The sequence below is a fragment of the Corynebacterium sp. TUM25015 genome (assembly GCF_056393505.1).
Window position 1 is genome coordinate 658,553 of the sequence record NZ_CM150783.1, and the last position, 23,544, is coordinate 682,096.

Annotated in this window: 21 protein-coding genes and 2 tRNA genes; 15 read left to right on the plus strand and 8 right to left on the minus strand. The window is 58.5% G+C overall.

The genetic code is table 11. The features are described from left to right. Window positions 1-158 precede the first annotated feature (158 nt). From dnaN to AC06DS_RS03055, 5 genes are all read left to right on the plus strand, one after another. A complete protein-coding gene (gene dnaN, locus AC06DS_RS03035; RefSeq protein WP_473963783.1) occupies window positions 159-1,343 on the plus strand; it encodes a DNA polymerase III subunit beta in 1,185 nt (394 codons plus the stop codon). 40 nt (window positions 1,344-1,383) lie between these two features. Beyond that, complete coding sequence (gene recF, locus AC06DS_RS03040; protein WP_477100956.1) at window positions 1,384-2,661, plus strand: DNA replication/repair protein RecF; 1,278 nt, start codon at window positions 1,384-1,386, stop codon at window positions 2,659-2,661. After that, window positions 2,651-3,178, plus strand: a complete 528-nt coding sequence (locus tag AC06DS_RS03045) for a DciA family protein (protein WP_293792278.1) — start codon at window positions 2,651-2,653, stop codon at window positions 3,176-3,178. The genes recF and AC06DS_RS03045 overlap by 11 nt, the downstream gene beginning before the upstream one ends. A 122-nt stretch (window positions 3,179-3,300) precedes the next feature. Beyond that, entirely contained in the window at window positions 3,301-5,325 is a 2,025-nt protein-coding gene (gene gyrB / locus AC06DS_RS03050; RefSeq protein WP_448307912.1) for a DNA topoisomerase (ATP-hydrolyzing) subunit B, read from the plus strand. Between the two features lie 146 nt (window positions 5,326-5,471). Then, complete coding sequence (locus AC06DS_RS03055) at window positions 5,472-6,476, plus strand: alpha/beta fold hydrolase (protein WP_477100957.1); 1,005 nt, start codon at window positions 5,472-5,474, stop codon at window positions 6,474-6,476. 59 nt (window positions 6,477-6,535) lie between these two features. On the opposite strand, the gene AC06DS_RS03060 is transcribed toward AC06DS_RS03055, so the two are convergent. The 4 genes from AC06DS_RS03060 to AC06DS_RS03075 form a co-directional block, all read right to left on the minus strand. Next, entirely contained in the window at window positions 6,536-7,195 is a 660-nt protein-coding gene (locus AC06DS_RS03060) for a cell surface protein (protein WP_477100958.1), read from the minus strand. A 200-nt stretch (window positions 7,196-7,395) separates the two neighbouring features. Beyond that, complete coding sequence (gene efeB, locus AC06DS_RS03065; RefSeq protein WP_477100959.1) at window positions 7,396-8,607, minus strand: iron uptake transporter deferrochelatase/peroxidase subunit; 1,212 nt, start codon at window positions 8,605-8,607, stop codon at window positions 7,396-7,398. 89 nt (window positions 8,608-8,696) lie between these two features. Then, a complete protein-coding gene (locus tag AC06DS_RS03070) occupies window positions 8,697-9,923 on the minus strand; it encodes an EfeM/EfeO family lipoprotein (RefSeq protein WP_477100960.1) in 1,227 nt (408 codons plus the stop codon). A 40-nt stretch (window positions 9,924-9,963) separates the two neighbouring features. Then, the gene (locus AC06DS_RS03075) at window positions 9,964-11,910 is read right to left on the minus strand and encodes an alkaline phosphatase family protein (protein ID WP_477100961.1); all 1,947 of its coding nucleotides are present in this window, start codon (window positions 11,908-11,910) and stop codon (window positions 9,964-9,966) included. Between the two features lie 283 nt (window positions 11,911-12,193). On the opposite strand from AC06DS_RS03075, the gene gyrA reads away from it, so the two are divergent. From gyrA to AC06DS_RS03095, 4 genes are all read left to right on the plus strand, one after another. Next, the gene (gene gyrA, locus AC06DS_RS03080; protein ID WP_477100962.1) at window positions 12,194-14,707 is read left to right on the plus strand and encodes a DNA gyrase subunit A; all 2,514 of its coding nucleotides are present in this window, start codon (window positions 12,194-12,196) and stop codon (window positions 14,705-14,707) included. Between the two features lie 158 nt (window positions 14,708-14,865). Further along, entirely contained in the window at window positions 14,866-15,504 is a 639-nt protein-coding gene (locus AC06DS_RS03085; RefSeq protein ID WP_477100963.1) for a DUF3566 domain-containing protein, read from the plus strand. Window positions 15,505-15,608: 104 nt separating this feature from the next. Next, a tRNA-Ile gene (locus AC06DS_RS03090) sits at window positions 15,609-15,685 on the plus strand. Between the two features lie 67 nt (window positions 15,686-15,752). After that, window positions 15,753-15,825: transfer RNA gene (locus AC06DS_RS03095), tRNA-Ala, on the plus strand. A 49-nt stretch (window positions 15,826-15,874) separates the two neighbouring features. Here AC06DS_RS03095 and AC06DS_RS03100 read toward each other — a convergent pair. The 4 genes from AC06DS_RS03100 to AC06DS_RS03115 form a co-directional block, all read right to left on the minus strand. Next, window positions 15,875-16,123 carry an antitoxin VbhA family protein gene (locus tag AC06DS_RS03100; RefSeq protein WP_448307920.1) on the minus strand — a complete coding sequence of 83 codons (249 nt, stop codon included), beginning with the start codon at window positions 16,121-16,123 and terminating at the stop codon, window positions 15,875-15,877. Between the two features lie 49 nt (window positions 16,124-16,172). Next, complete coding sequence (locus AC06DS_RS03105) at window positions 16,173-16,421, minus strand: hypothetical protein (protein WP_477100964.1); 249 nt, start codon at window positions 16,419-16,421, stop codon at window positions 16,173-16,175. A gap of 36 nt (window positions 16,422-16,457) precedes the next feature. Next, window positions 16,458-16,691, minus strand: coding sequence for an antitoxin VbhA family protein (locus AC06DS_RS03110; protein WP_477100965.1), 234 nt, complete (start codon window positions 16,689-16,691; stop codon window positions 16,458-16,460). 191 nt (window positions 16,692-16,882) lie between these two features. After that, a complete protein-coding gene (locus AC06DS_RS03115) occupies window positions 16,883-18,616 on the minus strand; it encodes a cytochrome c biogenesis protein CcdA (RefSeq protein ID WP_477100966.1) in 1,734 nt (577 codons plus the stop codon). Between the two features lie 229 nt (window positions 18,617-18,845). Between AC06DS_RS03115 and AC06DS_RS03120 the strand changes: the two genes are divergently transcribed. From AC06DS_RS03120 to AC06DS_RS03145, 6 genes are read left to right on the plus strand one after another with little or no spacing between them, the layout of a single operon-like run. Next, window positions 18,846-19,310: a hypothetical protein gene (locus tag AC06DS_RS03120; protein WP_293791743.1), complete on the plus strand. Its 465-nt coding sequence runs from the start codon at window positions 18,846-18,848 to the stop codon at window positions 19,308-19,310. 29 nt (window positions 19,311-19,339) lie between these two features. Next, a complete protein-coding gene (locus AC06DS_RS03125; RefSeq protein WP_293791742.1) occupies window positions 19,340-19,936 on the plus strand; it encodes a sigma-70 family RNA polymerase sigma factor in 597 nt (198 codons plus the stop codon). Beyond that, window positions 19,933-20,718 carry an anti-sigma factor gene (locus AC06DS_RS03130; RefSeq protein WP_293791740.1) on the plus strand — a complete coding sequence of 262 codons (786 nt, stop codon included), beginning with the start codon at window positions 19,933-19,935 and terminating at the stop codon, window positions 20,716-20,718. Before AC06DS_RS03125 ends, AC06DS_RS03130 begins: the two co-directional genes overlap by 4 nt. Window positions 20,719-20,730: 12 nt before the next feature. Beyond that, a complete protein-coding gene (locus tag AC06DS_RS03135; RefSeq protein ID WP_477100967.1) occupies window positions 20,731-21,318 on the plus strand; it encodes an MmpS family transport accessory protein in 588 nt (195 codons plus the stop codon). Window positions 21,319-21,349: 31 nt separating this feature from the next. Further along, complete coding sequence (locus AC06DS_RS03140) at window positions 21,350-21,610, plus strand: hypothetical protein (protein ID WP_293791737.1); 261 nt, start codon at window positions 21,350-21,352, stop codon at window positions 21,608-21,610. A gap of 8 nt (window positions 21,611-21,618) precedes the next feature. Continuing rightward, window positions 21,619-23,538 carry an alpha/beta-hydrolase family protein gene (locus tag AC06DS_RS03145; RefSeq protein WP_477100968.1) on the plus strand — a complete coding sequence of 640 codons (1,920 nt, stop codon included), beginning with the start codon at window positions 21,619-21,621 and terminating at the stop codon, window positions 23,536-23,538. Window positions 23,539-23,544: the final 6 nt, after the last annotated feature.

A 23,544-nucleotide genomic window follows, 5' to 3' on the forward strand; every position in this document is an offset into this window, starting at 1 on the left:
GGGTTTGTGCACAGGATCCACAACACCTACTACGACTGCTATCTCTCTAAATAAAAGGGAATAAACAGAAATAGAGCTTGTGGGTTAATCTTGATCAGACGAACCTCGAGAAGAACGAGACGCTCGAGCACGACGAAGACACGGAAGTTAGATTGAGCATGGATAGCCAGACAGTGAGTTTCATTGTTCCCAAGGATGACTTCGCATCTGCCCTCGGTTGGGTAGCCCGCTCCCTTCCCAGCAAGCCCACCCAACCCATCTTGCGCGGTGTGATGATCGTTGCCGATGACGAGGGATTGGAACTTTCCGGATTCGACCGTGAGGTCTCTACCCGAGTACGCATCAACGCCGAGGTCAACGAGCCCGGAAAGATTCTGGTTGCCGGAAAACTGGCTTCCGATATTGTCGGCTCCCTGCCTAACAAGCCAATCAATATCGAGTTCGATGGCACGACTGTGACTCTGAAAACTGGTAAGTCCAAGTTCGAGCTCCCGGCAATGACGATCGAGGATTATCCAGTACTACCGGATCTGCCGGATGTCACAGGCACTATCGATCCAAACCTCTTTGCTGAATCTATTGCGCAGGTCGCTGTTGCAGCTGGTCGTGATGACACGTTGCCAATGCTTACTGGAGTACACGTAGAAATCGACGGCGAAGATGTGATTATGGTTGCTACCGACCGCTTCCGTCTGGCCGTCCGCAACTTCCAGTGGAATCCCGCTCAGGCTGATGCGCAGGCAAAGCTATTGATTCCAGCTCGGACTCTGGCAGATACCGCCCGTTCCATGGATCCGGCCAACACGGATCCAATCGAGATTGCCGTCGGTACAGGCGAAGATATTGGTGCAGATGGCCTTCTGGGTATTTCCACTGAATCGCGTCACACCACGACACGCCTGTTGGATGCAGAATTCCCGAAGTTCCGCCCACTGCTGCCTAAGACGCACACGGCTTTGGCAAGTGTGGAAATTGCTCCTCTGCAAGAGGCCATCAAGCGCGTCTCCATCGTCGCTGAGCGGAACTCGCAGATTCGGATGGATTTCAAGGACAACACCGTTACGCTCTCTGCAGGCGGTAGCGATGTTGGCTCCGCAACGGAAACCTTGGATTGTGCTTTTGCCGGCGAACCACTGGTTATTGCCTTTAACCCCAGTTACCTCAAGGAGGGGCTGGCGGCCATCCACACTCCGCGCGTGGTCTTCGGTTTCACCATGGCTTCTCGACCCGCGATTCTTCTCCCCGATCCAGGCGAGTTGCCGGAAGCAGACGCTGAGGGGAACTTCGCTACCCCGGAAACGGACTTCACCTACCTGCTGATGCCAGTGCGCCTGCCGGGCTGATCCCGAAATTACGAAAACCAAGGCAAGCCTTTAGCTAACTGTGTACGTCTCCAATCTCCGTCTGAGCAATTACAGGTCGTGGGAGGAACTCGACCTGCAGCTTAGCCCTGGTATTACGATCTTCTCTGGGCCCAATGGCTACGGAAAGACCAATATCGTTGAGGCACTCGGTTACCTTGCACACCTCAGTTCCCACCGTGTGAACTCGGACGCAGCCCTTGTGCGACGCGGTGAAGACATCGCCAATGTGTCCGCCACGGCCGTGAACAATGGCCGCGAACTCACAGCCCACCTCGCCATTCGCGCTCGGGGTTCGAATCGCGCTCACATTAATCGCACGGCCATGAAATCCCCCCGTGATCTGCTGGGTGTGGTGCGAACGACGTTGTTCTCGCCAGAAGACCTGGCCTTGATTAGAGGCGAGCCGGAGCAACGTCGCCATTTCTTGGACACAATCATGATTGCCCGCTACCCGCGCCTGGCGGCGGTTAAGGCGGACTATGATAAAGCTCTACGACAGCGCAATGCACTTCTCCGGCAGTCTGCTTTTGCCCTGCGCCTTGTTGTCGGTGCTCCGAAGGGAGCTAGCCACAACCTATCCGAGGAGATCAAGGCCGACGCGGAATCTGCGTTGGCCACCCTTGATGTCTGGGATAGCCAATTGGCCGCATTGGGTGGACAGATCATGTCTGCACGCGTGCAAATCGTCCACGATCTAGCTCCACATTTGCAGCAGACCTACCAATCGTTGGCACCACAGTCGCGTCCGGCGCACATGTCCTATACGTCCACCATCGACGCGGAGTTGACCGAACTGGGAATTCATCTAGGTGTGAGCGAACCCGACCAGCCCACCGCATTGCTTAGCCCGGAGATTGCCGAGGCTACCTTGCTGCAAGCCTTCGCCACGAAGCGTCCCCAGGAGGTCGAGCGTGGTACCACACTTCTTGGCCCCCACCGCGATGACGTTAACCTGATGCTGGGTCATCAACCGGCGAAGGGATACGCATCTCATGGTGAATCATGGTCTTTTGCTCTTTCGCTGCGCCTCGCTGCGTTTTTTATGCAGCGCGGTGATGGGGTCGAGCCCGTCGTTATTCTCGATGATGTTTTTGCGGAACTCGATGCTTCTCGACGCCACCATCTCGTCAACCTCATCTCCAGCGCTGAGCAAGTGTTGATCACGGCGGCAGTGGATGAGGACATTCCCGAGGCCTTGCGGGATGTTGCGCAGATTTACACTATTGAGGAGTTGAAAGCTCAACCTCAAGAAGTGTCTGACAAAGCGGTGAAGGGTGGCGAAGACAGTGTCGATTGATCCTGTTGCGCAAGCCCTCGATGCTATGAAACAGGCGGGCGGTTCTCCCCAGGCCGAGTTGCCGATGGTGGCGTCACCACGAAAAAAGAAGAAGAAAACACCGGGTGGGCCGACAAGATACAAGACCCGAATGGATGGCCGATTAGATCGCAGCTATCGGGATCCGAAGCGTTTTGGCTCGTTGATTGGGTTAGAGATCAAACGGCAAGGTTGGCAGCAGCGAGTAAGCGTTGCCAGGATTATGAATGCATGGCCAGAGCTTGTGGGTGACAAAATTGCCGAACACACTCGGCCTGTGCGCTATGAAGAGGACTCGCAGGTGCTGGTAATTGAGTGCGATTCGACTCCGTGGACTACCCAGCTGCGTTATATGCAGACTGTGATTCTGCAGGCGATCGCGAAGCGTGCAGGGGAGGATGTGGTGGCTCAACTTCGCATTGTGGGTCCCAATATTCAGAGGCCGAAGTATGGCAAGCTCCGCGTGCAGGGGCGGGGGCCACGGGATGACTTCGGATAAGTCAGTTGGGAGTATCAACTGATTCTGAATGGCCCAAACGGCCTGTCCAATGGCACCTTTTGGCCTCCAACGCGCTAGAATAGGGTGGTTATTTACGCGCGAGAGAAGGAGTTTGACCCACCGTGGCTGAACCACAGAAGCAGAGCGACTACGGCGCGAATTCGATTACGATCCTCGAAGGCCTGGAGGCCGTTCGAAAGCGCCCCGGCATGTACATCGGTTCCACCGGTGAGCGTGGCTTGCACCACCTGGTGTGGGAAGTTGTGGACAACTCGGTCGACGAGGCCATGGCAGGTTATGCCAAGGAAGTTAGCGTAACGCTATTGGCCGACGGTGGCGTAGAGGTCATCGACGATGGCCGTGGTATCCCGGTGGAGGATCACCCGACCGGCCCGCCGACCGTGCAGGTAGTTATGACGCAGCTGCACGCAGGCGGCAAGTTCGACTCGGACTCTTATGCAGTATCCGGTGGTCTACACGGTGTGGGTATTTCAGTGGTTAACGCCCTGTCCACTCACATGGAGACCGAGATTAAGCGCGATGGCTACCTGTGGCTCCAGAACTTCAACGCGGCTGTGCCTGAGGAGTTGCAGCGCGTAAAAAAGGCTCGGGGCACCGGCACGACACAGCGATTCTGGCCGGATCCAGAGATTTTTGAAACCGTTGAGTTCAACTTCGACACGGTGGCTAAGCGCCTGCAGGAGATGGCTTTCCTAAATAAGGGTCTGACCATCAAGTTGACTGATGAGCGCGAACATCTTGAGGACGATGAGGAGCTGGAGAGCGCAGCAGAGGATGCCGCAGCTCCAAAGTCCGCGGAGGAGAAGGCTGCAGAGGCTGAAAAGAAGAAGGGGCCGCGCACCCGCGTATTCCACTACCCAGAGGGTCTGAAGGATTACGTTGCGTACATCAACCGGAAGCGCACCGCGATCCACCCGACGATTGTTTCCTTCGAAGCGGTCGGCGAGGATCACGAGGTTGAGGTTGCCCTGCAGTGGAACAGTGGATTTAGCCAGTCTGTTCACACTTTCGCTAACACCATCAATACTTTTGAGGGCGGTACCCACGAGGAAGGTTTCCGCGCGGCCTTGACCTCGTTGATGAACCGTTATGCTCGTGATCACAAGCTGCTGAAGGCAAAGGATCCGAAGCTCAGCGGTGATGATGTGCGCGAAGGTCTAGCAGCCGTCATTTCCGTTCGCGTTGGCGACCCGCAGTTCGAGGGTCAGACGAAAACCAAGCTTGGAAACACCGAAATCAAGGGCTTTGTGCAGAAGGCTGTGAACGAGCACCTGGCCGATTGGTTGGATGCGAACCCAGCAGAGGCAAAGGCCATCATCGACAAGGCAGTCGCTTCTGCCCACGCACGCGATGCCGCACGCAAGGCTCGCGACATGGTGCGCCGCAAGTCGGCCTCCGATATCGGTGGCCTGCCGGGCAAGTTGGCCGATTGCCGTTCGCGTGACCCGAAGCTCAGCGAGCTGTACATCGTGGAGGGTGACTCTGCAGGTGGTTCCGCTAAGTCCGGCCGCGATTCCATGTACCAGGCCATCCTGCCGCTACGCGGCAAGATCCTGAACGTGGAAAAGGCACGCATGGATAAGGTGCTGAAGAACAATGAGGTTCAGGCCATCATTACGGCTTTGGGCACCGGTATTCACGACGAGTTCGATATTAAAAAGCTGCGCTATCACAAGATCGTGCTGATGGCCGACGCCGATGTGGATGGCCAGCACATCGCCACCCTGCTGCTGACCCTGCTGTTCCGCTTTATGCGTCCTCTGGTGGAGGAGGGCTACGTGTACCTGGCCCAGCCGCCGCTGTACAAATTGAAATGGGCTAAGGGCGAGCCGGGCTTTGCCTTTAGTGATCGCGAGCGTGACGAGCAGTTGGAAGAAGGCTTGGCACAGGGACGCAAGATCAACAAGGATGACGGCATCCAGCGCTACAAGGGTCTGGGCGAGATGAACGCCAAGGAGCTGTGGGAGACCACCATGGATCCGACGGTACGTACGCTGCGCCGCGTGGATCTGGAAGATGCTGCTGCCGCCGATGAGATCTTCAGCGTGCTGATGGGTGATGATGTTGTGGCACGCCGCAGCTTCATCACTAAGAACGCCCGCGACGTGCGCTTCCTGGACGTTTAGCTCCAGCCCGCATCGCCGAAGCGGTAGTGGATTTGCGCCGTCACCTCACCGAGGCCATCACGAACGCCCACCGAAATGGTGAGCGTGAACAGGCCATCGCCTGAATACCCCGCGACGTGCGCTTATTTGTTGTTTAATCGAATGTTGTGAGCGATTCGAAACCCCAAGCGAAGTACACTTCCACGCCGGCACGTCGCCAGCCCACTCTGGTGCCAGTCACGATGGCCGACGACTCAACCTCGCAGATGCGTATCTTCCTGCCCGGCACCCCACGGGTAGGGGAGAAGGTTGTTAATGACGCCACCGCCTCCAGCTCCGCTGAGAATCCCGAGCAGGATCTGGTGAATGCTGGGTGGGATCGTACTCGTCCCCTCATTGTGATCTGGCCTGGTTTTGGAATGGGCGCGCGGTACTACGACCCCATTGCATGGGAGCTGGCCGACCGCGGCTATGCGGTGATCTCCGGTGAACTGCGCGGCCAGGGTACATCTACGGCGGTAGCCACTCGGAAGCATAAGTGGGGTTATCACCACCTGGCCTCTGGGGATTATCCCCGAACGATCCGCGCCGCAAAGGAAGCGTTGGGCGTCAATATGAATCACCCGACGCTTATGCTGTGCCATTCGATGGGTGGACAGATCGGCTCGCTGTTCCTAGCTAGGCCTGAAGCTAAGGAGCTGGGGATTCACGGCATGATGGGTGTCGGCTCTGGAACGCCTTACTACCGGGGCTTTAAGGGGAAGCAATACGCGCGATTGCGTTTCGGAACGTACCAGATCATGCTGAATATTCTGTTATTCGGCTATCAGCCTGCGGGTTTTTTGGACCTAGCGGGTTATGGGCGTCAGTCCGGCGTGCAGTTGCGCGAGTGGTTCCGCTATGGGCACACCAACCGTCTGCACAAACTGGCGGATCAGGATATGGATTACGAAGAAGCTAAGAAAGCTGTTCGTATTCCTGTCTTGCTCACCCGCTGTACGAATGACGAGGACTGCCCACTTGCTTCCGCAGAACACCTGGGGGCAGAGTTGCCTGCGGACATGGTGACGATTGAGGAACTCGACGCGCGGCTGGGACACAATCGCTGGGCGCGTGAACCGCAGGTAGTGTCGGATCGGCTGGAGACGTTCTGGCGCGAGATCTCCGCCTAGGAGGTAAAACAAAACCCGCGCTCCCGGTAGGAGAGCACGGGTTTTAGTAGGAGAGTTCTTTATGCCTCGCGGCGGGAGAACATCATCCAAGCACCCGCGATCATGGAGATCAGAGCCAGACCAGCCAGGATGGAGATCTCCGGCTTAACACCGGTGTTAGCCAGCTGAACATTGCGCTCAGCGGCCGGAGCTTCAGCGGCAGGTGCGTCTGCGGCCGGAGCTTCAGCGGCAGGTGCGTCTGCGGCCGGAGCTTCAGCGGCAGGTGCGTCTGCGGCCGGAGCCTCTTCACCCTTCATGTCGCCCTCGCCCTTCGGAGCCTCAGCCTTGGCGTCGTCCTTCTTCTCACCCTTAGGTGCTTCAGCCTTGGCGTCGTCCTTCTTCTCGTCCTTCTTTTCCTCGGCCTTGTCGCCGGCGTTGCCCAGGACTGCACCCAGAACGCCCAGGCCGACGATGGCGCCGCCGACGCCAGCAGCGATCTTGTTTTCCTTGCTCATGTTGGAGGAGCCGTTTGCGCCGTCCTGGTTGTTGTCGTCGTTGACCGGGTCGTTTGCGCCGTTCTCGCCCGGAGCTTCCGGAGTGCCGGTGCCACCCTCAGCTGGAGCTTCCGGAGTGCCGGTGCCGCCCTCAGCGGTCTGAGCGTTAGCGACAGGGGTCAGCAGGGCTGCGGAAGCCAGTGCGGCAGCAGCGGCGGTAGCGGTGATCTTCTTGGACAGCTTCATGTCATTCTCCTGTGTTTTCGTGTGTAGCCGAGATGTGGCATTGGGGGTGAAACGTTTGACATTTTTAAAATAATCTTTGCCAAGGTATTTAGCAGTGCTAAGAATTACAAAAGTGCCTCTTCAGGCCGATTTATAAACACTTGCTCACGGAATAAGCTGGTCAGCGCGATCTTGCATATATACGCAAATGTTGACAACAATCACTTTGATTTACCCCCGTATGGAGGAGTGAAAAGGCCTTTCCCTAGAAAGTCATCTTTCGCGGCGACCCCTGGGAATACATAGAAGTACCCACCTCCATACGGGCGGATGTAATCCGCCAAAGGCTCGCCCTCGAGCCGCTTTTGCACGGTAATAAACTGCCGCTGAAGATCCTGCTGAAAGCACACAAACACCAAACCTACGTCCAGCGTGCCATTGTCCAACACGCCGTTGTCATAGTTATAGGCGCGCCGGAGCATCAACTGGTTCGCTGTCTCCTCGGTGCGTGGGTTTGCTAGGCGAATGTGTGCATCCACCGGAATCACATCACCTGTAGGGTCATCGAGGTAGTTTGGCTCCTCCCACTCGTCGCCACCGGAAAGCGGTCCGCCGCTGAATCGTTCGCGACCGAAGATCTGCTCCTGTTCCGCGATGGAAATGCGATCCCAGAACTCCGTCAGCATCACAATTAGACGCACGGCCATGTAGCTGCCACCGGCTGCCCACTTCGGCTCGTCGGTGCCTGCCCACACCAACTCATCGTGCTGTTCGGGCTTCGGGTTGACGATTCCATCCTTAAACCCCAGGTGGTTGCGTTGGGTACCGCTCGGACGCGGCGGGTTTTGGTATCCCGACTGGCGCCACCGCACCGCCATCGCCCCGCGCGTGTGGCGCAGAATGTCGCGGAGCGCGTGCATTGCCGTGTCCCGGTTGTGTGCACAAATCTGGATCACCAGGTCGCCGTGACAATAAGCGGGATCCAGGGAGTCGTCAGCGAAGGCTTTCATGGTCTTGAGGTGTTTCGGCTTGTTGGCCTTCAACCCGAAGCGTTCGTCGAATAGTGTTGCACCTGCCCCGAGCGTGATCGTCAGTCCGTCCACCGGCACGTCCTCGCCCAGCTCCCCGGAATCCGTCGCTGGGTATGCGATCCCATCAGGCGCCGCCGGCCCACCGGTGGTCAGCACGCGCGCCCGCTTGGTGATTGTCTGCAGCAGGTTCTTTAGCCCCTCGCGTCCCTCCGCGAGTACATCTAAACCGCAGATAATCAGCTCTTTTTGCGGTGGAGTAATCACGCCCTGCTGGTGCTCGCCTTCAAACGGATAGTCGGGCAGATCGTCGTCGTTGTCGTGGTATTCCTCGGCGGTGGCGCCGGTTTTTGCAAGGGTAGTGACGCCACCCACTCCAGCCAAGCCAAGCATTCCGCCCAACATTGTGCGCCTCGAAACCCGGGCGCCTCCGGGGCGGTTTTTCTGCTCGCCGTGGTCGTCTGCGGTGGCACGGGAATGAAAAGGACAGTTCACTACATCCTCCTGATCACGGTCATGGTTGCCAGCGGGGCAAGCAGTTCGTTTAGTTCGCCGATGGCCGCCCCCAACTCTCGCTGATCGGCTTGATCCCACGCGGTGAAGGGTTTCTTTCCGTCGTATTTAGCGGCCATCTTCTTGGCTACCTTGTCCGTCCGATCCAGTTGCCGATCCAATTCGTGCAGCTCTGCCCCGCGGTCTTCTACCAGTTCGCGCAGTGGTTCGAGGGTAGAGCGGGTGGAATAAAGGGCGGCCCGTACTGCGCTGCCCGTGATGTGTGCTCCAAAATCGTTGTGGCTCTTTAGGTCGAAACGTTCGACCTCCTCGGTGACCTCGTGTGTTCGCAGGCCATAATTGGGTGCGAAGATCGCAAAATGCTCGATGCCGTCCGCCACTTCGTGGACGTCTTCGTTCAGATTCTCGGCTGGGTCGAGTAGATCGCCCATGGACGCGCCGTGCCACAGTCCCCACTCCAGCCGGTGATAGCCCGAAAGATCCTTGGCCTGATTGCCGTTGGCCTTCGAACTGGTGCCGAAGTCCGCGATGTCATCCACCGGCCCAGGCCACTCGTGGTTGGAATCATCTAGCCTGCGGTAGGCCAGGTAAGCTGTCTTCCAGGCTTCTTTGGCGGCTGTGCGGTCGCCGGAACGCACGGCGCGCAACAGCGCGTCGTCTTTAGACACCCAGTCGCGCACCTGAGGTTTTTGTGCACGCGCATGGGCGATGGATACGGCCGTGACCTCTTTCTCCGTGATCGGTTTCATTTTTGGGGCGTCACGAAGAGAAGAATCGGTGACCTTAAACTCGTCGCTAGAGATCGCCTTTTTACCCTGGAAGACGCAGGTCAGGTGGTATGTGCCGTCGGTCAGCTTCACGGACCAGGAGCGGGTGGCGGAACTGCCGACGCGCTCGAGGGTCTGGTAGGCGAAACCCTCCTGGTCGGCGACGTAGACCGTGGTGGAGGCGTCCGCGGTGTTGGTCACTCGGATGTGGTTGAGGTCGCCGTGCAGATCGCCGGGGGAGGGGCAGGCGCGGCGGCTCTTGATGTGAATGTCGGCGTCAGCGTTTGTGCCGTTGCCGCCAGTGCCGTTGTCGCTATCCTCGCTAGAGCAGCCGGATAGCAGCAATGCGCTCGCCGAGACAGAGGCCACGGCGAGGGCTGCGACAACCCGGGCGGGCTGCCGCCGCGGGCGGGGTCGATCCGATGATTCAGGGGAGGTCATAGCTGGTACCGATGGTGGCTAATAATGGCGCCTATTAGTTCTAGCTCTCGGATCCGCCCTTGCGGTTGGAGATCCAGGTGAGGAAGCCCAGTACTATTACGGCTACTGCGCCCATGCCCAGCCAGGCACCGAGGTGGTTGGAGTCATCGGATCCACCCGCAGCATTGTTCTTGCTGTTGGAAGCTGCAGCGTTCTGCACGTCCTTCTCCGTGACCTTCGGGTCGTTCATACCCTCGGCGACGTCCTTCAGCTTCTCGCCCGCGCGGTCGCTGTCATCCACCCGCTCGATGGAGTCGTAGTCCTTGGCGACGGTGCCATCGGTCTCGTTGAGGAACAGCTTCTCGGCGCTGGCATTGTCGAAGTCGAACATGTTGTCCAGCTTGCCCGCGCGGTTATCGAAGCTGTGCTCGCTGAGGCGGCCCAGCTCCCAGTTGTCCTGGATGAACTTCGTCACCGAGGTCTGCTCGGTGTAGGTGCTGTCCACGTGGTTGACCTTGGAGTACGGGGAAATAACCAGCATCGGCTGGCGGGTACCCGGGCCACACTGGCCGTTCTCGTCACCGGCTACGCCGACCTTCTTGGCTGCAGTGGTGCAGATCTTGGAGTCGATCGGCTTTCCGGTTTCCTCCAGCTTGGTCGTGTCCTTGGAGCCATTCAGAACCTTCGGGGCACGGTGGTCGTACCAACCATCGGAGTCGTCGTAGGCGATGACGATGGCGGTGGAATTCCACTGATCAGAGTTCTGGATCTCGTTGATGTAGTGGGTCATGAAGGCCTGCTCATCCAGTGGGTTGGAGTAGCCCGCATGGCCGTCCTGGTAGTTGGAGGCCTTCAGGTAGCTCACGGCCGGCAGGTTGTTGTTCTCCAGGGCGGTATCGAAATCCTGCAGGTCGTACTGGTGGTTGGCCTGGTCGGACTTGCCGATCATGTCCGGGCTGCTGGGCTCCAGGTGGTGCGGGTTGGCGGTGGTGGCGAAGTATTGGAATGGCTGGTGGTGCGGGTTGTAGTCTGTCTTCTCCTGGCCGGTCAGGGTCTTGTGGGTGGCGCCGCAACGAGCGCGGGCATCGTCCGTGGCCTTCTCCGTCGGGCGGAAGCCACCCTGGAACCAGCCCCAGGTGATGTCCTTCTCGTTTAGCTGGTCACCGATGTTCTTGTTGTGCAGCGCAGCTACCTCGTCGGTCTTGGAGGAAGAGCTGTTGGAGCAGTCGTCGTACAGCGGATCCGGGTCGCCTACGACGGTAACGGTTTTGCCGTCCTTGGATACGCCGGCGAATTCGTCGGACTCGCCCGGCTTGATCTTTACCTGCTCACCGTTTGATGGATCGTGGATGGTCGCGCCGGCGACGGTGGCGCCTACCAGGTTCAGCGCGCCGGGGGTCGACGGGCCGAAGATGGTGGAGTAGCTGTTGTCGTTCATGGCGTAGTGCTGCGCGTAGTTCCACAGACCCGTGACGGTGTTGCCGTCGTAGTAGCCCATGGTCATGCCCGGGCGGGCGTATAGACCCTCGTTGTCCTTATCCACGTCGGTGGAGACGGTCTCCGGGAACTTGTCCATCTTGCCGTTGTTAAAGGCCTCCTGCAGCGCAGAGTATTCGTGATTCTGGTCCACGGTGACGGCCTGATCTGGTCCCAGTCGGAAAGGCTTAACGGAGTTGGGGTTGTTCTTGCCTAGGAGATCTTCGCTAGCCAGGTTGTTGACCTTCGGGGTGTCCTTCTTCGCCTTGAACTTCGGGGCATTTTGGTCGTTGGACTGTAGCTTTTCGCCGTCCTTGTTTGCGGCCTTGGGGTAGGTGGCGAAGTAGTGGTCGAAGGAGATGTTCTCGCTATAGATGACAACGACGTGTTCGATGGGAGTCTTCGGCTTAGCCTGAGCGTCGTCGGCGGCAGCAACGCCCATGCCACCGGTGGCTGCAGTAAGCAGCAGGGCGCTGGAGGCGGCCATCGACGCGACCTTGCGAAAAGCGGTGAGGGGCTTAGGAGAGTTCATGATTGGGGTTTCCTCTTGCGATAGCGGTCATAGCTGCGAATCGACTATGGCTGCAATAGGGTCAGTGCTCTAACATCTTTGATCTAACTCCTGGTTTGTCTGCCGTGCAGCACGAGAATGGAGCTTCCGCGCGTGTTTAACGGTTATTTACCTATGCGACATCTCGAATTCACCTCAACGGGCGGGAAACGTGGCGTCACAAAGCCTCCAAAGCACAGTAAACCCGCAACTAGGGGGTAGAATAGATAGGTCTGAAGGCTAAACAGAAAGGCTTCTCAAAACAGTGAGCGACGACAATAACGGTAGCGACAACCTCTTCGATCGAGTCACACCGATCGATCTGCAGGAGGAAATGAAGTCCAGCTACATCGATTACGCCATGAGCGTGATCGTCGGACGCGCCCTGCCCGAAGTCCGCGATGGTCTTAAGCCCGTGCACCGGCGCATCCTCTACGCGATGTTCGACAACGGCTACCGCCCCGAGCGCAGCTACGTGAAGTCCGCAAAGCCCGTCGCTGACACGATGGGTAATTACCACCCGCACGGCGACATCGCGATCTACGACACCTTGGTGCGCCTGGCACAGCCATGGTCTATGCGATACCCGCTGGTAGACGGTCAGGGTAACTTCGGCTCCCGCGGTAACGATGGCGCGGCCGCTATGCGTTACACCGAGTGCCGCATGACGCCCCTGGCGATGGAGATGGTGCGCGATATTCGTGAGAACACCGTCGAGTTCCAGCCCAACTACGACGGCAAAACCACCGAGCCGACCGTGCTGCCGTCCCGCGTGCCGAACCTGCTGATGAATGGCTCCGGCGGCATCGCCGTGGGCATGGCCACGAACATTCCGCCACACAACCTGAACGAGCTGGCAGAAGCCATCTACTGGTTGCTCGACAACCCGGAGGCGGAAGAGGCGGACGCACTGGAAGCCTGCATCGCGCGGGTCAAGGGACCGGATTTCCCAACCGCTGGCCTGATCGTCGGTGACAAGGGCATCCAAGACACCTACCGCACTGGCCGTGGTTCGATCCGCATGCGTGGTGTGACCAGCATTGAGGAAGAGGGCAACCGTCAGGTCATTATTATCACTGAGCTGCCTTATCAGGTGAACCCGGACAACCTGGTGGCCTCGATTGCGGAGCAGATCCGCGATGGCAAGATCGCCGGCATCTCCAAGATCGACGATGAATCCTCCGACCGCGTTGGCATGCGCATCGTCATCACCCTGAAGCGCGACGCTGTACCGCGCGTGGTGCTGAACAACCTGTACAAGCACTCCCAGTTGCAAACCAGCTTCGGATCCAACATGCTGTCCATCGTCGACGGCGTGCCGCGTACTTTGCGTTTGGACCAGATGCTGCGTCAGTACGTAGATCACCAGATCGACGTGATCGTTCGCCGTACTCAGTACCGCCTGGACGAGGCCGAGAAGCGCGCCCACATCCTGCGTGGCCTGGTGAAGGCCCTGGACATGCTGGATGAGGTTATCGCCTTGATCCGTCGTTCCCCGACGGTGGATGAGGCCCGCAGTGGCTTGATCGACCTGTTGGATGTCGACGAGGTGCAGGCCGATCACATCCTGGCAATGCAGCTGCGTCGCCTGGCCGCCATGGAGCGCCAGAAGATCATCGACGAGTTGGCAGAGCTGGAAGAGACCATCGCCGACCTGAAGGCGATCCTGGCATCCTCGGAGCGTCAGCGCGAGATCGTTCGCACTGAGCTGCAGGAGATCGTAGAAAAGTACGGTGACGAGCGTCGCACCCAGATCATCGCAGCGTCCGGCGATGTGTCCGAAGAAGACCTCATTGCCCGCGAGAACGTGGTCGTCACCATTACCTCCACCGGCTATGCGAAGCGCACGAAGGTGGATAGCTACCGCAGCCAGCGTCGCGGCGGTAAGGGCGTGCGCGGAGCCGAGCTGAAGCAGGACGATGTGGTGCGCCACTTCTTCGTCTGCTCGACGCACGACACCATCATGTTCTTCACGAACTTCGGCCGGGTATACCGCCTGCGTGCTTTCGAGCTGCCGGAGGCTACTCGTACCGCTCGTGGTCAGCACGTGGCCAACCTGCTGGAGTTCCAGCCGGGTGAGCAGATCGCACAGGTCATTCAGATTCAGTCTTACGAGGATGCCCCGTATCTGGTGCTCGCCACCGCACATGGTCGCGTGAAGAAGTCCCGTCTGACGGATTACGATACGGCGCGTTCCGGTGGCCTCATCGCCATCAACCTCAACGAGGGCGATCGCTTGGTCGGCGCCCAGCTGTGCACCGCCGAGGATGATCTGCTGCTGGTTTCCGAAGAGGGCCAGGCCATGCGCTTCACCGCGGATGATTCCACGCTGCGGCCGATGGGTCGAGCCACTGCTGGTGTGAAGGGCATGCGATTCCGTGAGGAAGACCAGCTGCTGGCGCTGACGGTCGTGGCTGAAGACTCCTCCTTGTTCGTGGCTACTTCTGGCGGCTACGGCAAGCGCACCCCGATGGAGGAGTACCCGTCGAAGGGCCGTGGTGGCCTGGGTGTGGTCGCGTTTAAGTACGACAAGAAGCGCGGCAAGCTGATCGGCGCGCTGACCGTCAACGACGACGACGAAATCCTGGCCATGACCTCCAACGGCGGCGTAATCCGCACCGAGGTGCGCCAGATCCGCAACAGTGGCCGTGCGACGATGGGCGTACGTCTTGTGGACCTGGCGAAGGGCAACGAGTTGGTGGCCGTGGACCGCAATGTGGAGGAAGAGGCAGAAGAGTCTGCCGAGGCCACCGCGAAGGCGGAAGCCGACTCTAAGTAAGTCGTCTACGGAAAGCCCAACAAGTAAGTCCAAGTAGCCTGGCGGTTAAAACCGCTAGGCTACTGTCGTAATTGCACAAAAATCTGAACGAGTAACAACAAAGTGCCGAACAAGCACCAAACAGGCACCAACCAAGCACCGACAAGCACGGAGATGCGATGACGCACCAAACGCCCCCGCCGAATGCGAAGAACATTCAGAACTCCAAGAGCGCGCAGGCAAAGAACGCGAAGAATGCGAAGAACGCAAAGCCAACCGCGGAGGAGACAAAGAATGCTCAGGTAGCTGGGCAAACCACGGCGAAGGATCAAGCCAAGGCAGACGGCCAGGGCACTGTAAAGCCTGGTGACAAGGCCTCGGAGACTGTTGCGTCCAGCCAGCCCGACCAGAGTGCTGTGTCCACTCAGCCGGAGGCGAAGCCCGATGCGTCAGGCAAGGCGGGCAAGCCCAGTAATCCCGCTAAGCGTGGCGTGCAGCGAACGATTACGTACATTGAGCCCGTCAGTGCCCTGAAGATGGCGCTCATCTTCAATCTGGCGTTGTTTGCCGTGTGGTTTGTGGCCATGGCGCTGATCTACATTGTCCTCAGCGTTGCGGGCACGTGGGATCGTTTGGACTCGCTGGTGGGTGACCTGACGAGCTCTGATGGTTTCTCTGCGGGCATGTACTTCGGCGGCGTGATAGCGATTGGGCTTTTCGAGGTTGTGTTGTTTACCCTTCTAGCGCCGGTTGCCGCGTTGATTTACAACGCTTCGTCGAGCATCCTCGGCGGTGTTCGCATCCAGCTGGATCGCTAGTTCTTCTGTTCTTTGTGACGCCTACTTTTCAGCGATAAAAAAGCCATCTGACCAGCCGATTTGGTGATTGCCTGGATTGGTGGGTAATGTTTCTACTCGTTCGAGGGCCTATAGCTCAGGCGGTTAGAGCGCTTCGCTGATAACGAAGAGGTCGGAGGTTCAAGTCCTCCTAGGCCCACCAATCGAACACCTTTCGCTAGAGAGTCAAAGCATCTGATATAGTTTCGGAAGCTTCGTTCGATAGTCAAGGGGCATTAGCTCAATTGGTAGAGCATCTGCTTTGCAAGCAGAAGGTCAGGAGTTCGATTCTCCTATGCTCCACAACTAAACACGGTGAAGGCCCTCCCGGAAAGTAAACCCGGGGAGGCCTTCATTTTTGCTTGTTCGGCTTTTCCTTCTTGCTTTCAGCGATGCGTTTACGAAGGAACTTGGCACGTTCGCTGTCGCCGTAACCGTGTCGTTCCAACACTTCCAGTACAGCTTCGTCGCCGGTGATTTCTCCTTGGAAGATACGTCGGACGTCCTCTTCGTCTTGGGTTGTCATGGTATATCCGGCCATGGTCATGGAGGCGCGGACAGCGGCTACTTTTTGATCTTCGGTGCGATTGTCGGCGGTCATAGTGTTGCCTTTCGAATTCGACGGTGATGTCGTTTAGATCAGATAGAAGTCACTCGGCTTGCGTAGATTCTTTTGCAGTCTCAATGCAGTCTTGCATGGTTAGCTCGGGTCGCTTTCCAGCTGCCTGGTCGGCGAGCGCTTGAACATCTTCGGCAGTAGGCTTCCACCCCTCATGAACTCCGAGCGCTAGGGCTTCCGCAAGGTCGGCGCGCTGAGTGGGGTCAAGTGGTTGGAACTGTTCAGGGAAGGCGTCTATCCACTGATCGACGCCTCGAATGGTGTTGAAATTGACGGCCATGTCCTAGTCCTCCATTTCGGTGGATGTACGCGTGCTTTACTTCGACTTCTTGCTCTCAGCGATGCGTGTGCGGAGTTCCTGGGCACGTTCACTATCGCCGTAACCGTCTCGTTCCATTGCTAGCAGTACAGCTTCGTCGCCAGTGAGTTCCCCTCGGAACATCCGGCGGATATCTTCTTCATCTTGAGCAGTCATCTCGTATCCAGCCATCGTCATGGAGGCTCGGACAGCGGCTACTTTTTGATCTTCGGTGCGATTGTCGGGGGTCATGTCGTGTTCCTTCTGATCTGCTGTGCAGTTGTCTACGGCGGGCAGGTGCTTAGACATCTCTGGAGGGTGTAGAACTCAGTTTAGTGGCGGGGAGCGACGTCCCAGTTGGTATGCCATTCAATAATCGAACACTTATTTGCCGGACTGTCTTGTAGCGAAAGGTCTGTGGGATACCGCAAATCCCGCCAGCACTACCCAAACGTCAGTGAGTAGAGCTCCACGCCATTGCCAGCCTCCACGCTCAACTCGCCCTGGTGCTGCTCGGGTTCGCGCAGGATATCCACCGTGCCATCCGACTTGATGGAGAAGCGGCGGGTTGTGCCGTTGCCGTAGGTCACGGAGATCTCACCCCGGCCGGAGACCACTAGCTGCACTCGCTTGGCCTGGTAGTTCAGGTGCAACATCGCCGGTTCATCCACCGGACGGATGGATTGCTCGGCCAACTCCCACTTGCCCTCCAAGCTGTAGTGCAGCGCCTTTGGCTGCACCTTCCGAAACGTATGGGTACCGTTCTTATACTCATCCGCGGGATTAGAAAAATATTCCGCGCGCCGCGTGCCCAGGTACGTCTCCGGGTTCCGCTGGCGGGAACTGGTGGCGTCATTAGAAGAATCCCCACCTTCCTCTACCGGCGAAGGCAGCTCGATACCCGGATTGGCCGCCGAGAGTAGCTCGCGGACCAGGTGTTCGGTCTCGGCATAAGCGCCTTCGCCCTCGTGGATCTGGCGCACCTTGCCCGTGTGATCCACCAGGTAATGCGCAGGCCAGTAGCGGTTATTGAAGGCTCGCCACGTGGTGAAGTTGTTGTCCTGCGCGACGGGGTAGTGGATGCCCTGGTCGCGGATGGCGGCGGTGACGTTGGAGGCCTCGTGCTCGAATGCGTACTCCGGTGCGTGCACGCCCACTACCTGCAGGCCACTGTCCCGGTAGCGGTCGAAAAGCTTGGTGACGTGCTCGTTGGCGCGCTGGCAGTTGATGCAGGCATAGGCCCAGAAATCCACCAGGGTGATGCTCTGCTTGCCGTTTACCTTCGCAGGATGTTGCGGGTCCACCGGGGTTTCCGTATTTATCCAACCCTCCAGGCCAGTGAAGGCCGGCACGGGGCCGCAATCGCGGAGCTGATCCGGGGAGGCCGTACGGCAGGTTTCCAGCTTTCCATCCGCGCCGTGTTCACCGGTGCTTCCCATGCCGTTGGCCTGCTGTAAAGCATTCTGCGTGCGATCGGAAGCGTTGAATTTTTCCTGCACACCCGCCGTCCAATCCGGAAGCGCCCGTTGCAGCGCCGCCGGAGCGTTGAACGCTATCGCCACCGCCAACACAATCACCAGTGCACCCGCGCCGTAGGAGATGCCCTTGCGGTGAGCACGTACGAAATCCGCCCGCGTGCCGATTCGCTTGCCCGCCAGCGCAAAGAAGAACAACGGCGTGCAAGCACCGATGGCAAAACTGATCGCCAGAATCACGTTGCCCCAACCGATCTGCCCCGTCGCACCCGCCACGGTAACCGCCGCCAAAACCGGCCCTGCACAGGGGGAATACACCGCACCTAGCGCCAGACCGATGCCAAAACCGGAGCCTCCTCCCGTGGTGAGACGTTGAATCCACTGCGGAATGCGAATCCGCGCAAAAGGCCGTTCCAGCTGGTCGCTCAGCGCTGGCCACAGCATGCTTACACCGACCAGTACCAAAAGCACGACGCCCGCCCAGCGCAGCAGATCCTTCGGCAGCCCCAGAGCACTAAGAACCACAGTGCCCAGCAGGGTGACCAGCGTAAAGCTCAACGCAATACCTGCTGCCACCAGCCACGGTTTGCGCCGTCTATCTGCACTAACCGCCAGCACAATCGGCAGCACCGGCAGGATACAAGGCGAAAGTCCCGTCACCAGCCCGCCGATCAACCCGATGAACGCTATCTCCCATGCCATGTCTCCCGTGCTCCTTCTTGTTCTTTGTGACGCCACGACGTGCGTTGCCGGAGTGGTTTTAAAACGAGTTATGTGAATGATTACGGAGCATTTGCGTGAAATGGATTGGAGAAAAATTTTTTTAGCTGCCGTCCAATCCGCCGTGGGGGAGGGTGCCGTATGTACTCATGACACGGTCCTTAAGGAGGCTGTGTGGAACCCGAAAACTACTCCCGAAGGAGACTTAAAAATGATGATTCGCAAGACCAACTCTGGGAATGACCAAGCAGCTGGATTCTCTGTAGGTCGCGCCGCCGTTGCTGTGGCACTGACTGGCGTAATGGGGCTGGGTCTGGTGGCCTGCAATGATTCCGACGATAAGGGCTCCGAGGGTAAGTCTTCTTCCAGCTCTTCCTCCGAGATGACGACTGAGGAAAAGATGAGCGAAGAGAAGATGACCGAAGAGAAAATGACTGAGGAGAAGATGACCGAGGACATGAAGGGAGGCGCACAGATGTCCGGCAAGAACGACAACATGATGGAATCCGGGGAGAACATGATGCCGAACAAGCCCGCAATGTCCGAAAAGATGCCTGAGAAGATGTCCGACAAGATGGACGGGAAGACGGACGGCAAGATGAAAGACAAGGTCGAAAACATGATGGAGACCGACGAAAGCATGATGCCGGACCTGCAGGGCAAGCACAATCACTAATAAACACGTAGTTTGCCCAACGCACTACGATGAAAATGGTGGCCATAGTCGATAGAGAAACGCCTGAGAGTTTGATGCTGCTCGCCCAAAAGGGCGATGCGGCGGCTTTCGCGCGCCTTTACGACCGGATCGCCCCGAACGTCCTGGGTCTTGCCCTGCAAATCATCCACGACCAGGCACAAGCAGAGGAAGTCACCCAGGAAGTTTTCATCGAACTCTGGCAGCACGCGGCAGACTTTGACCCTGCGAAGGGCTCAGCCAAGGCCTGGATTCTCCGTCGCGCAAGGCTCCGCGCAATTGATCGAGTTCGAAGCGCCATTGCCACCCTGAAGCGGGATGACCGGGAGGCCTTCCTGGTGGCGTCAATAAAACAAGAAAGCGTGGAAGACGAAGCATTACGGAACGTGCAACGGCATGCAGTGCGAACCGCGTTGGACATCATGGGCGAGCCGCACAAGACTGCGATTCTCTTGGCTTACTTCGGTGATATGACTCATGCTGAGCTGGCCGCAACGACTGGTGTGCCACTCGGAACTGCGAAGACGCGCGTACGCGACGGGCTCCGTAAGTTGGAGAAAATCCTGAAAGAACAACGCGATGCCCTGGCGAAAGGGGGTGCCTCATGAACGAAAACAAGCCGAAGTTTGGGGAGCTGGAAAGCGATTTGGCTGCATTGGCCGAACCTGTCGCGCCTCCGTCACAGCTGAAGTCGGACATTATGGATGCGATTACGTCGGGCAAGTTCCCGCAGATCCCGCCGGGTGATGAGGTCGCGCCGGGCGAAGACAGCGCAGCAAGCAACGTAGTGCCTTTGTCTAAGGCAGCTGGCTCCCGCCGGGGATTCGCACGCGCAGCGTTTGCTGCAGCTGCCGCAGTCGTCCTGCTGGCCGGCGTAGGGATCGTCGGAACCACCAGCGGATTGTGGGGCAGCTCTAGCGAGGACTCCAACGTGGCGGAAAGCAACTCGAAGCAGCCCACGCAAAACGTTGAGGAAGAGGCCCCGGAGGTGTTCTCGGACGGCGAGGGCGCAGCCCGTGCGGACGGCGACGAACCGATGCAGGGCAAAGAAGCGGAAGACCACATGCACTCGATCATGGCAATGGGTGATGTACGAAGCGTTTCGCTTAAAGCCGATGGTTCGACACTCGATGTCGTGGTTTCCGCGAAGATGGATTCCGGCGGTGCGATGGTCAATGGTGCGCCCGACTTGAAGAACGGCATGGGCGCCCAGGTGTGGTCCATCGACGAAAAAGGATCCGCCCGCTCGGCCGGTGTGATTGGTCAGGATCCGCACGACAATGTGTGGATGCCATTGCCGGCGGACACGATAATGGTGCGCGTTACCGAGGAGCCGATGGCCGGAAGTAAAGAACCGGGCGGGACGGTCTTGGCCGAGGGGAAGCTTTAGGCGCGATGCCCTATGCAGAAGTGGGAAAAAACAAGGGGGACGGGACCGCTTCAAACATCCCCGAAACGGTCTTGGTATCAGCGCCTCTTGCTTGTGGTTGCCGCCACGGTCGGGGTTTGGATCCAAGGTCTTATTGCGACTTGTGTGTTCGCCTCCCTTGGGTTGCTCTTTGGCGTGGATCTTCTCCGGATTGAGGACAGTGAGCACCTTGGCGAGAAAGTCGTGGAACTACCCGTAATCCACGTTGTCGAGGGGGACATGACCAATGCTTCGGTCACCTACTGGGATGAGAAAGAGAACCGCATTCAAATTGATGGGGTTTCGGCTGATTGGAGGCAAAGTGTGTACCTAGAAGACGGTTACTTGCGCGCAGATCTAACTGCCACCAACGGGCCTCAAGATCGAGGGTCCATCACCTGCAAGCTCATGCAGAATGGCAACATCATCATGCAGCAGACTGCGACTGGTCCAGGCGCGAGTGTTAGATGTGCGACTAATTGGCATCGCATACCTGAACACATTCCGGATAATCCAGACATTCTCTACGCTCCACGTGGTGGTGCCCCATCGGCAGCAAGTAATGTTGAAGAAGCGAGCTAGACAACCCCCAACCAACGGAGCGCCACGACCCATGACCAGCATGAACACCACGTATCGCTACACCGACCCCTTCACCGGTACGCCACAGACTATCGACGGACCTGAAGGCAAGGCGTATCTCCTGGTCGAGCGCGGTGCGGAAGTTCGCCCAGGTGCGCCGATGGAGTTCTACAACGATCGCGAGAGCGCCCGCGAGGCCGTCATGGCCCGACTGAATGAGAAGGCCCGCACCCTGCAGGACTACGAAGAGTACTACGTCACCCACGCCACTCTGCGTGGTGCCCAGCTCTAGCACTATCCATGCGCAACCTGCGGCAAAAGATTCTCCCGGTTCTGCAACGGCGGGCAAAGTGGGCCTCCTTCAAGGCACTTTCCTATTCTTTCCGAGCCGCCGCAACTGCTGTTGAACTCTACGCAAATCTCTTCCCCGGAGTGCGCCTGAACAGGCTCTATGCCTTGGATCCCCGCCGCGGTTTCGCCATCATTGGCGCGGAGATCGGCATGTGGAATGCCTTTTCGCCCTCCCTACTTCCGCACCCCTGGTGGGCGGTTGCTGGCAATGCCTCCACGTCGCAGGCAGTGGGGCATCTTAACGGCACCATCATTGCCAGCGCCGCTTTGCCAGCCATGCGCGCAGCAGGGTTGGACCTGCAGGAACTGGTAAACAAGCCTGGCTATCGCACCGCCTACCGCGGGATCCACGGTGCCTTTACCCTGGCAACCGTTGCTGCTGCCTATCGCTTTTACAAGCGGCAGGGGGACTCTGCCGGGTTGGTTCACAGCCAACGCCTGGGCGCTCCCTCTGCCTTCATCGGAGTGGCCGTCAGCACCCTTGGCTATGGTGCGTTCCTATTGCTTGGCGAGCTACTTCAATCCAGCTTCGACCTCACCCGGCACTCGCTACGCCGATTCGTCCCCGCTCCTGTGGCGGTGCCTGTAGCCGCGGGAGCAGTGGGCGTCATCGCTTATCTCATCTCCGACAAGATCTTGCTGCGGCAGTTCCTAGAGAAGTTCAACGAGAAAGCCGAACTAGTAAATCGCCGCGTGTACTGGGGTTATCAGCAGCCATGGGAGCCCGAGCGGTCGGGCTCGGTGTGGTCGCATGAACGCTGGATCTCGCTCGGCGCGCAAGGCCGCGTACTGGTCGGCGGCGGGCCACGGGCGCGCGACATTACAGAGGTCACAGGTTGTACCGACGTGCATGAGCCGATCCGAATCTACGGTGGCTTGGCTCCGGGACGCACGCTCGAAGGCATCGTTGACCTAGTAAAACGGGAGTTACTGCGCACCGGGGCGCTGCACCGTTCCGCCATCATCATCCACACCTCTACCGGCACGGGATGGGTACCGGACTGGCAATTGGATACCGTGGAGTTCCTCACAGGCGGAAACTGCGCCAATGTGACCATGCAGTATTCCTACGTGCAGTCACCCGTCGCTTATGCGCTCGATCGCGATACGCCGGTGCGCGCCGCGAAGTTGCTTATTGACGCCGTGTTTGAGTTGCTGGACGGCATGCCAAATGCGCCGAAGGTGTTCGTGACGGGCGAATCCCTGGGAGCGTATGGCACGGCGGCAGCTTTTGACGGGCTGGAGGACATGCTGGCCAAGGTGGATGGGGCAGTGCTTTCCGGAGCTCCACGGTTTACCAAGATGATCCGCGAGATCACGGTGTGCCGTGGTGAGGGTTCGCCGGAGCGACTGCCGCTTTATGACGGGGGGCGTCACGTGCGTTTCCTCAGCCACCCCGACCATCTAGACCATGATTGGCGCGGACAAGAATACGCCGAGCAGTGGCAACACCCACGGGTCGCGGTAGTGCAGCACGCTTCCGATGCGATTGTCTGGTGGGGTCCGGAGTTGTTTTGGCGGGAACCGGATTGGCTACGCGAACCGGGTGCCAGGGGAGTCCCGGCGCCAGCCACCCAGCACAGTGACGTGGTGGATAAGCTGCGTTGGATTCCGTTCACTACCGGCTGGCAGGTAGCGATGGACATGCTGAACTCCAAGCAGGCTCCAGAAGGTCACGGCCATAATTACCGTGGCATCATGGTGCCTACGTGGGAGCGCATCCTCGGCCCCGATCTGGTGCGGGTGCCGCTCGATCCTGCGCTGCAAAAGCGCATCACCGATTGGATTACAAAGCATTCACGGGATACGCGCCGGGAAGAAGACCGCTTCCTCGATCGCTTTGGTTTCGGAGTAGCGCGCGAGGACTAGGTTGCC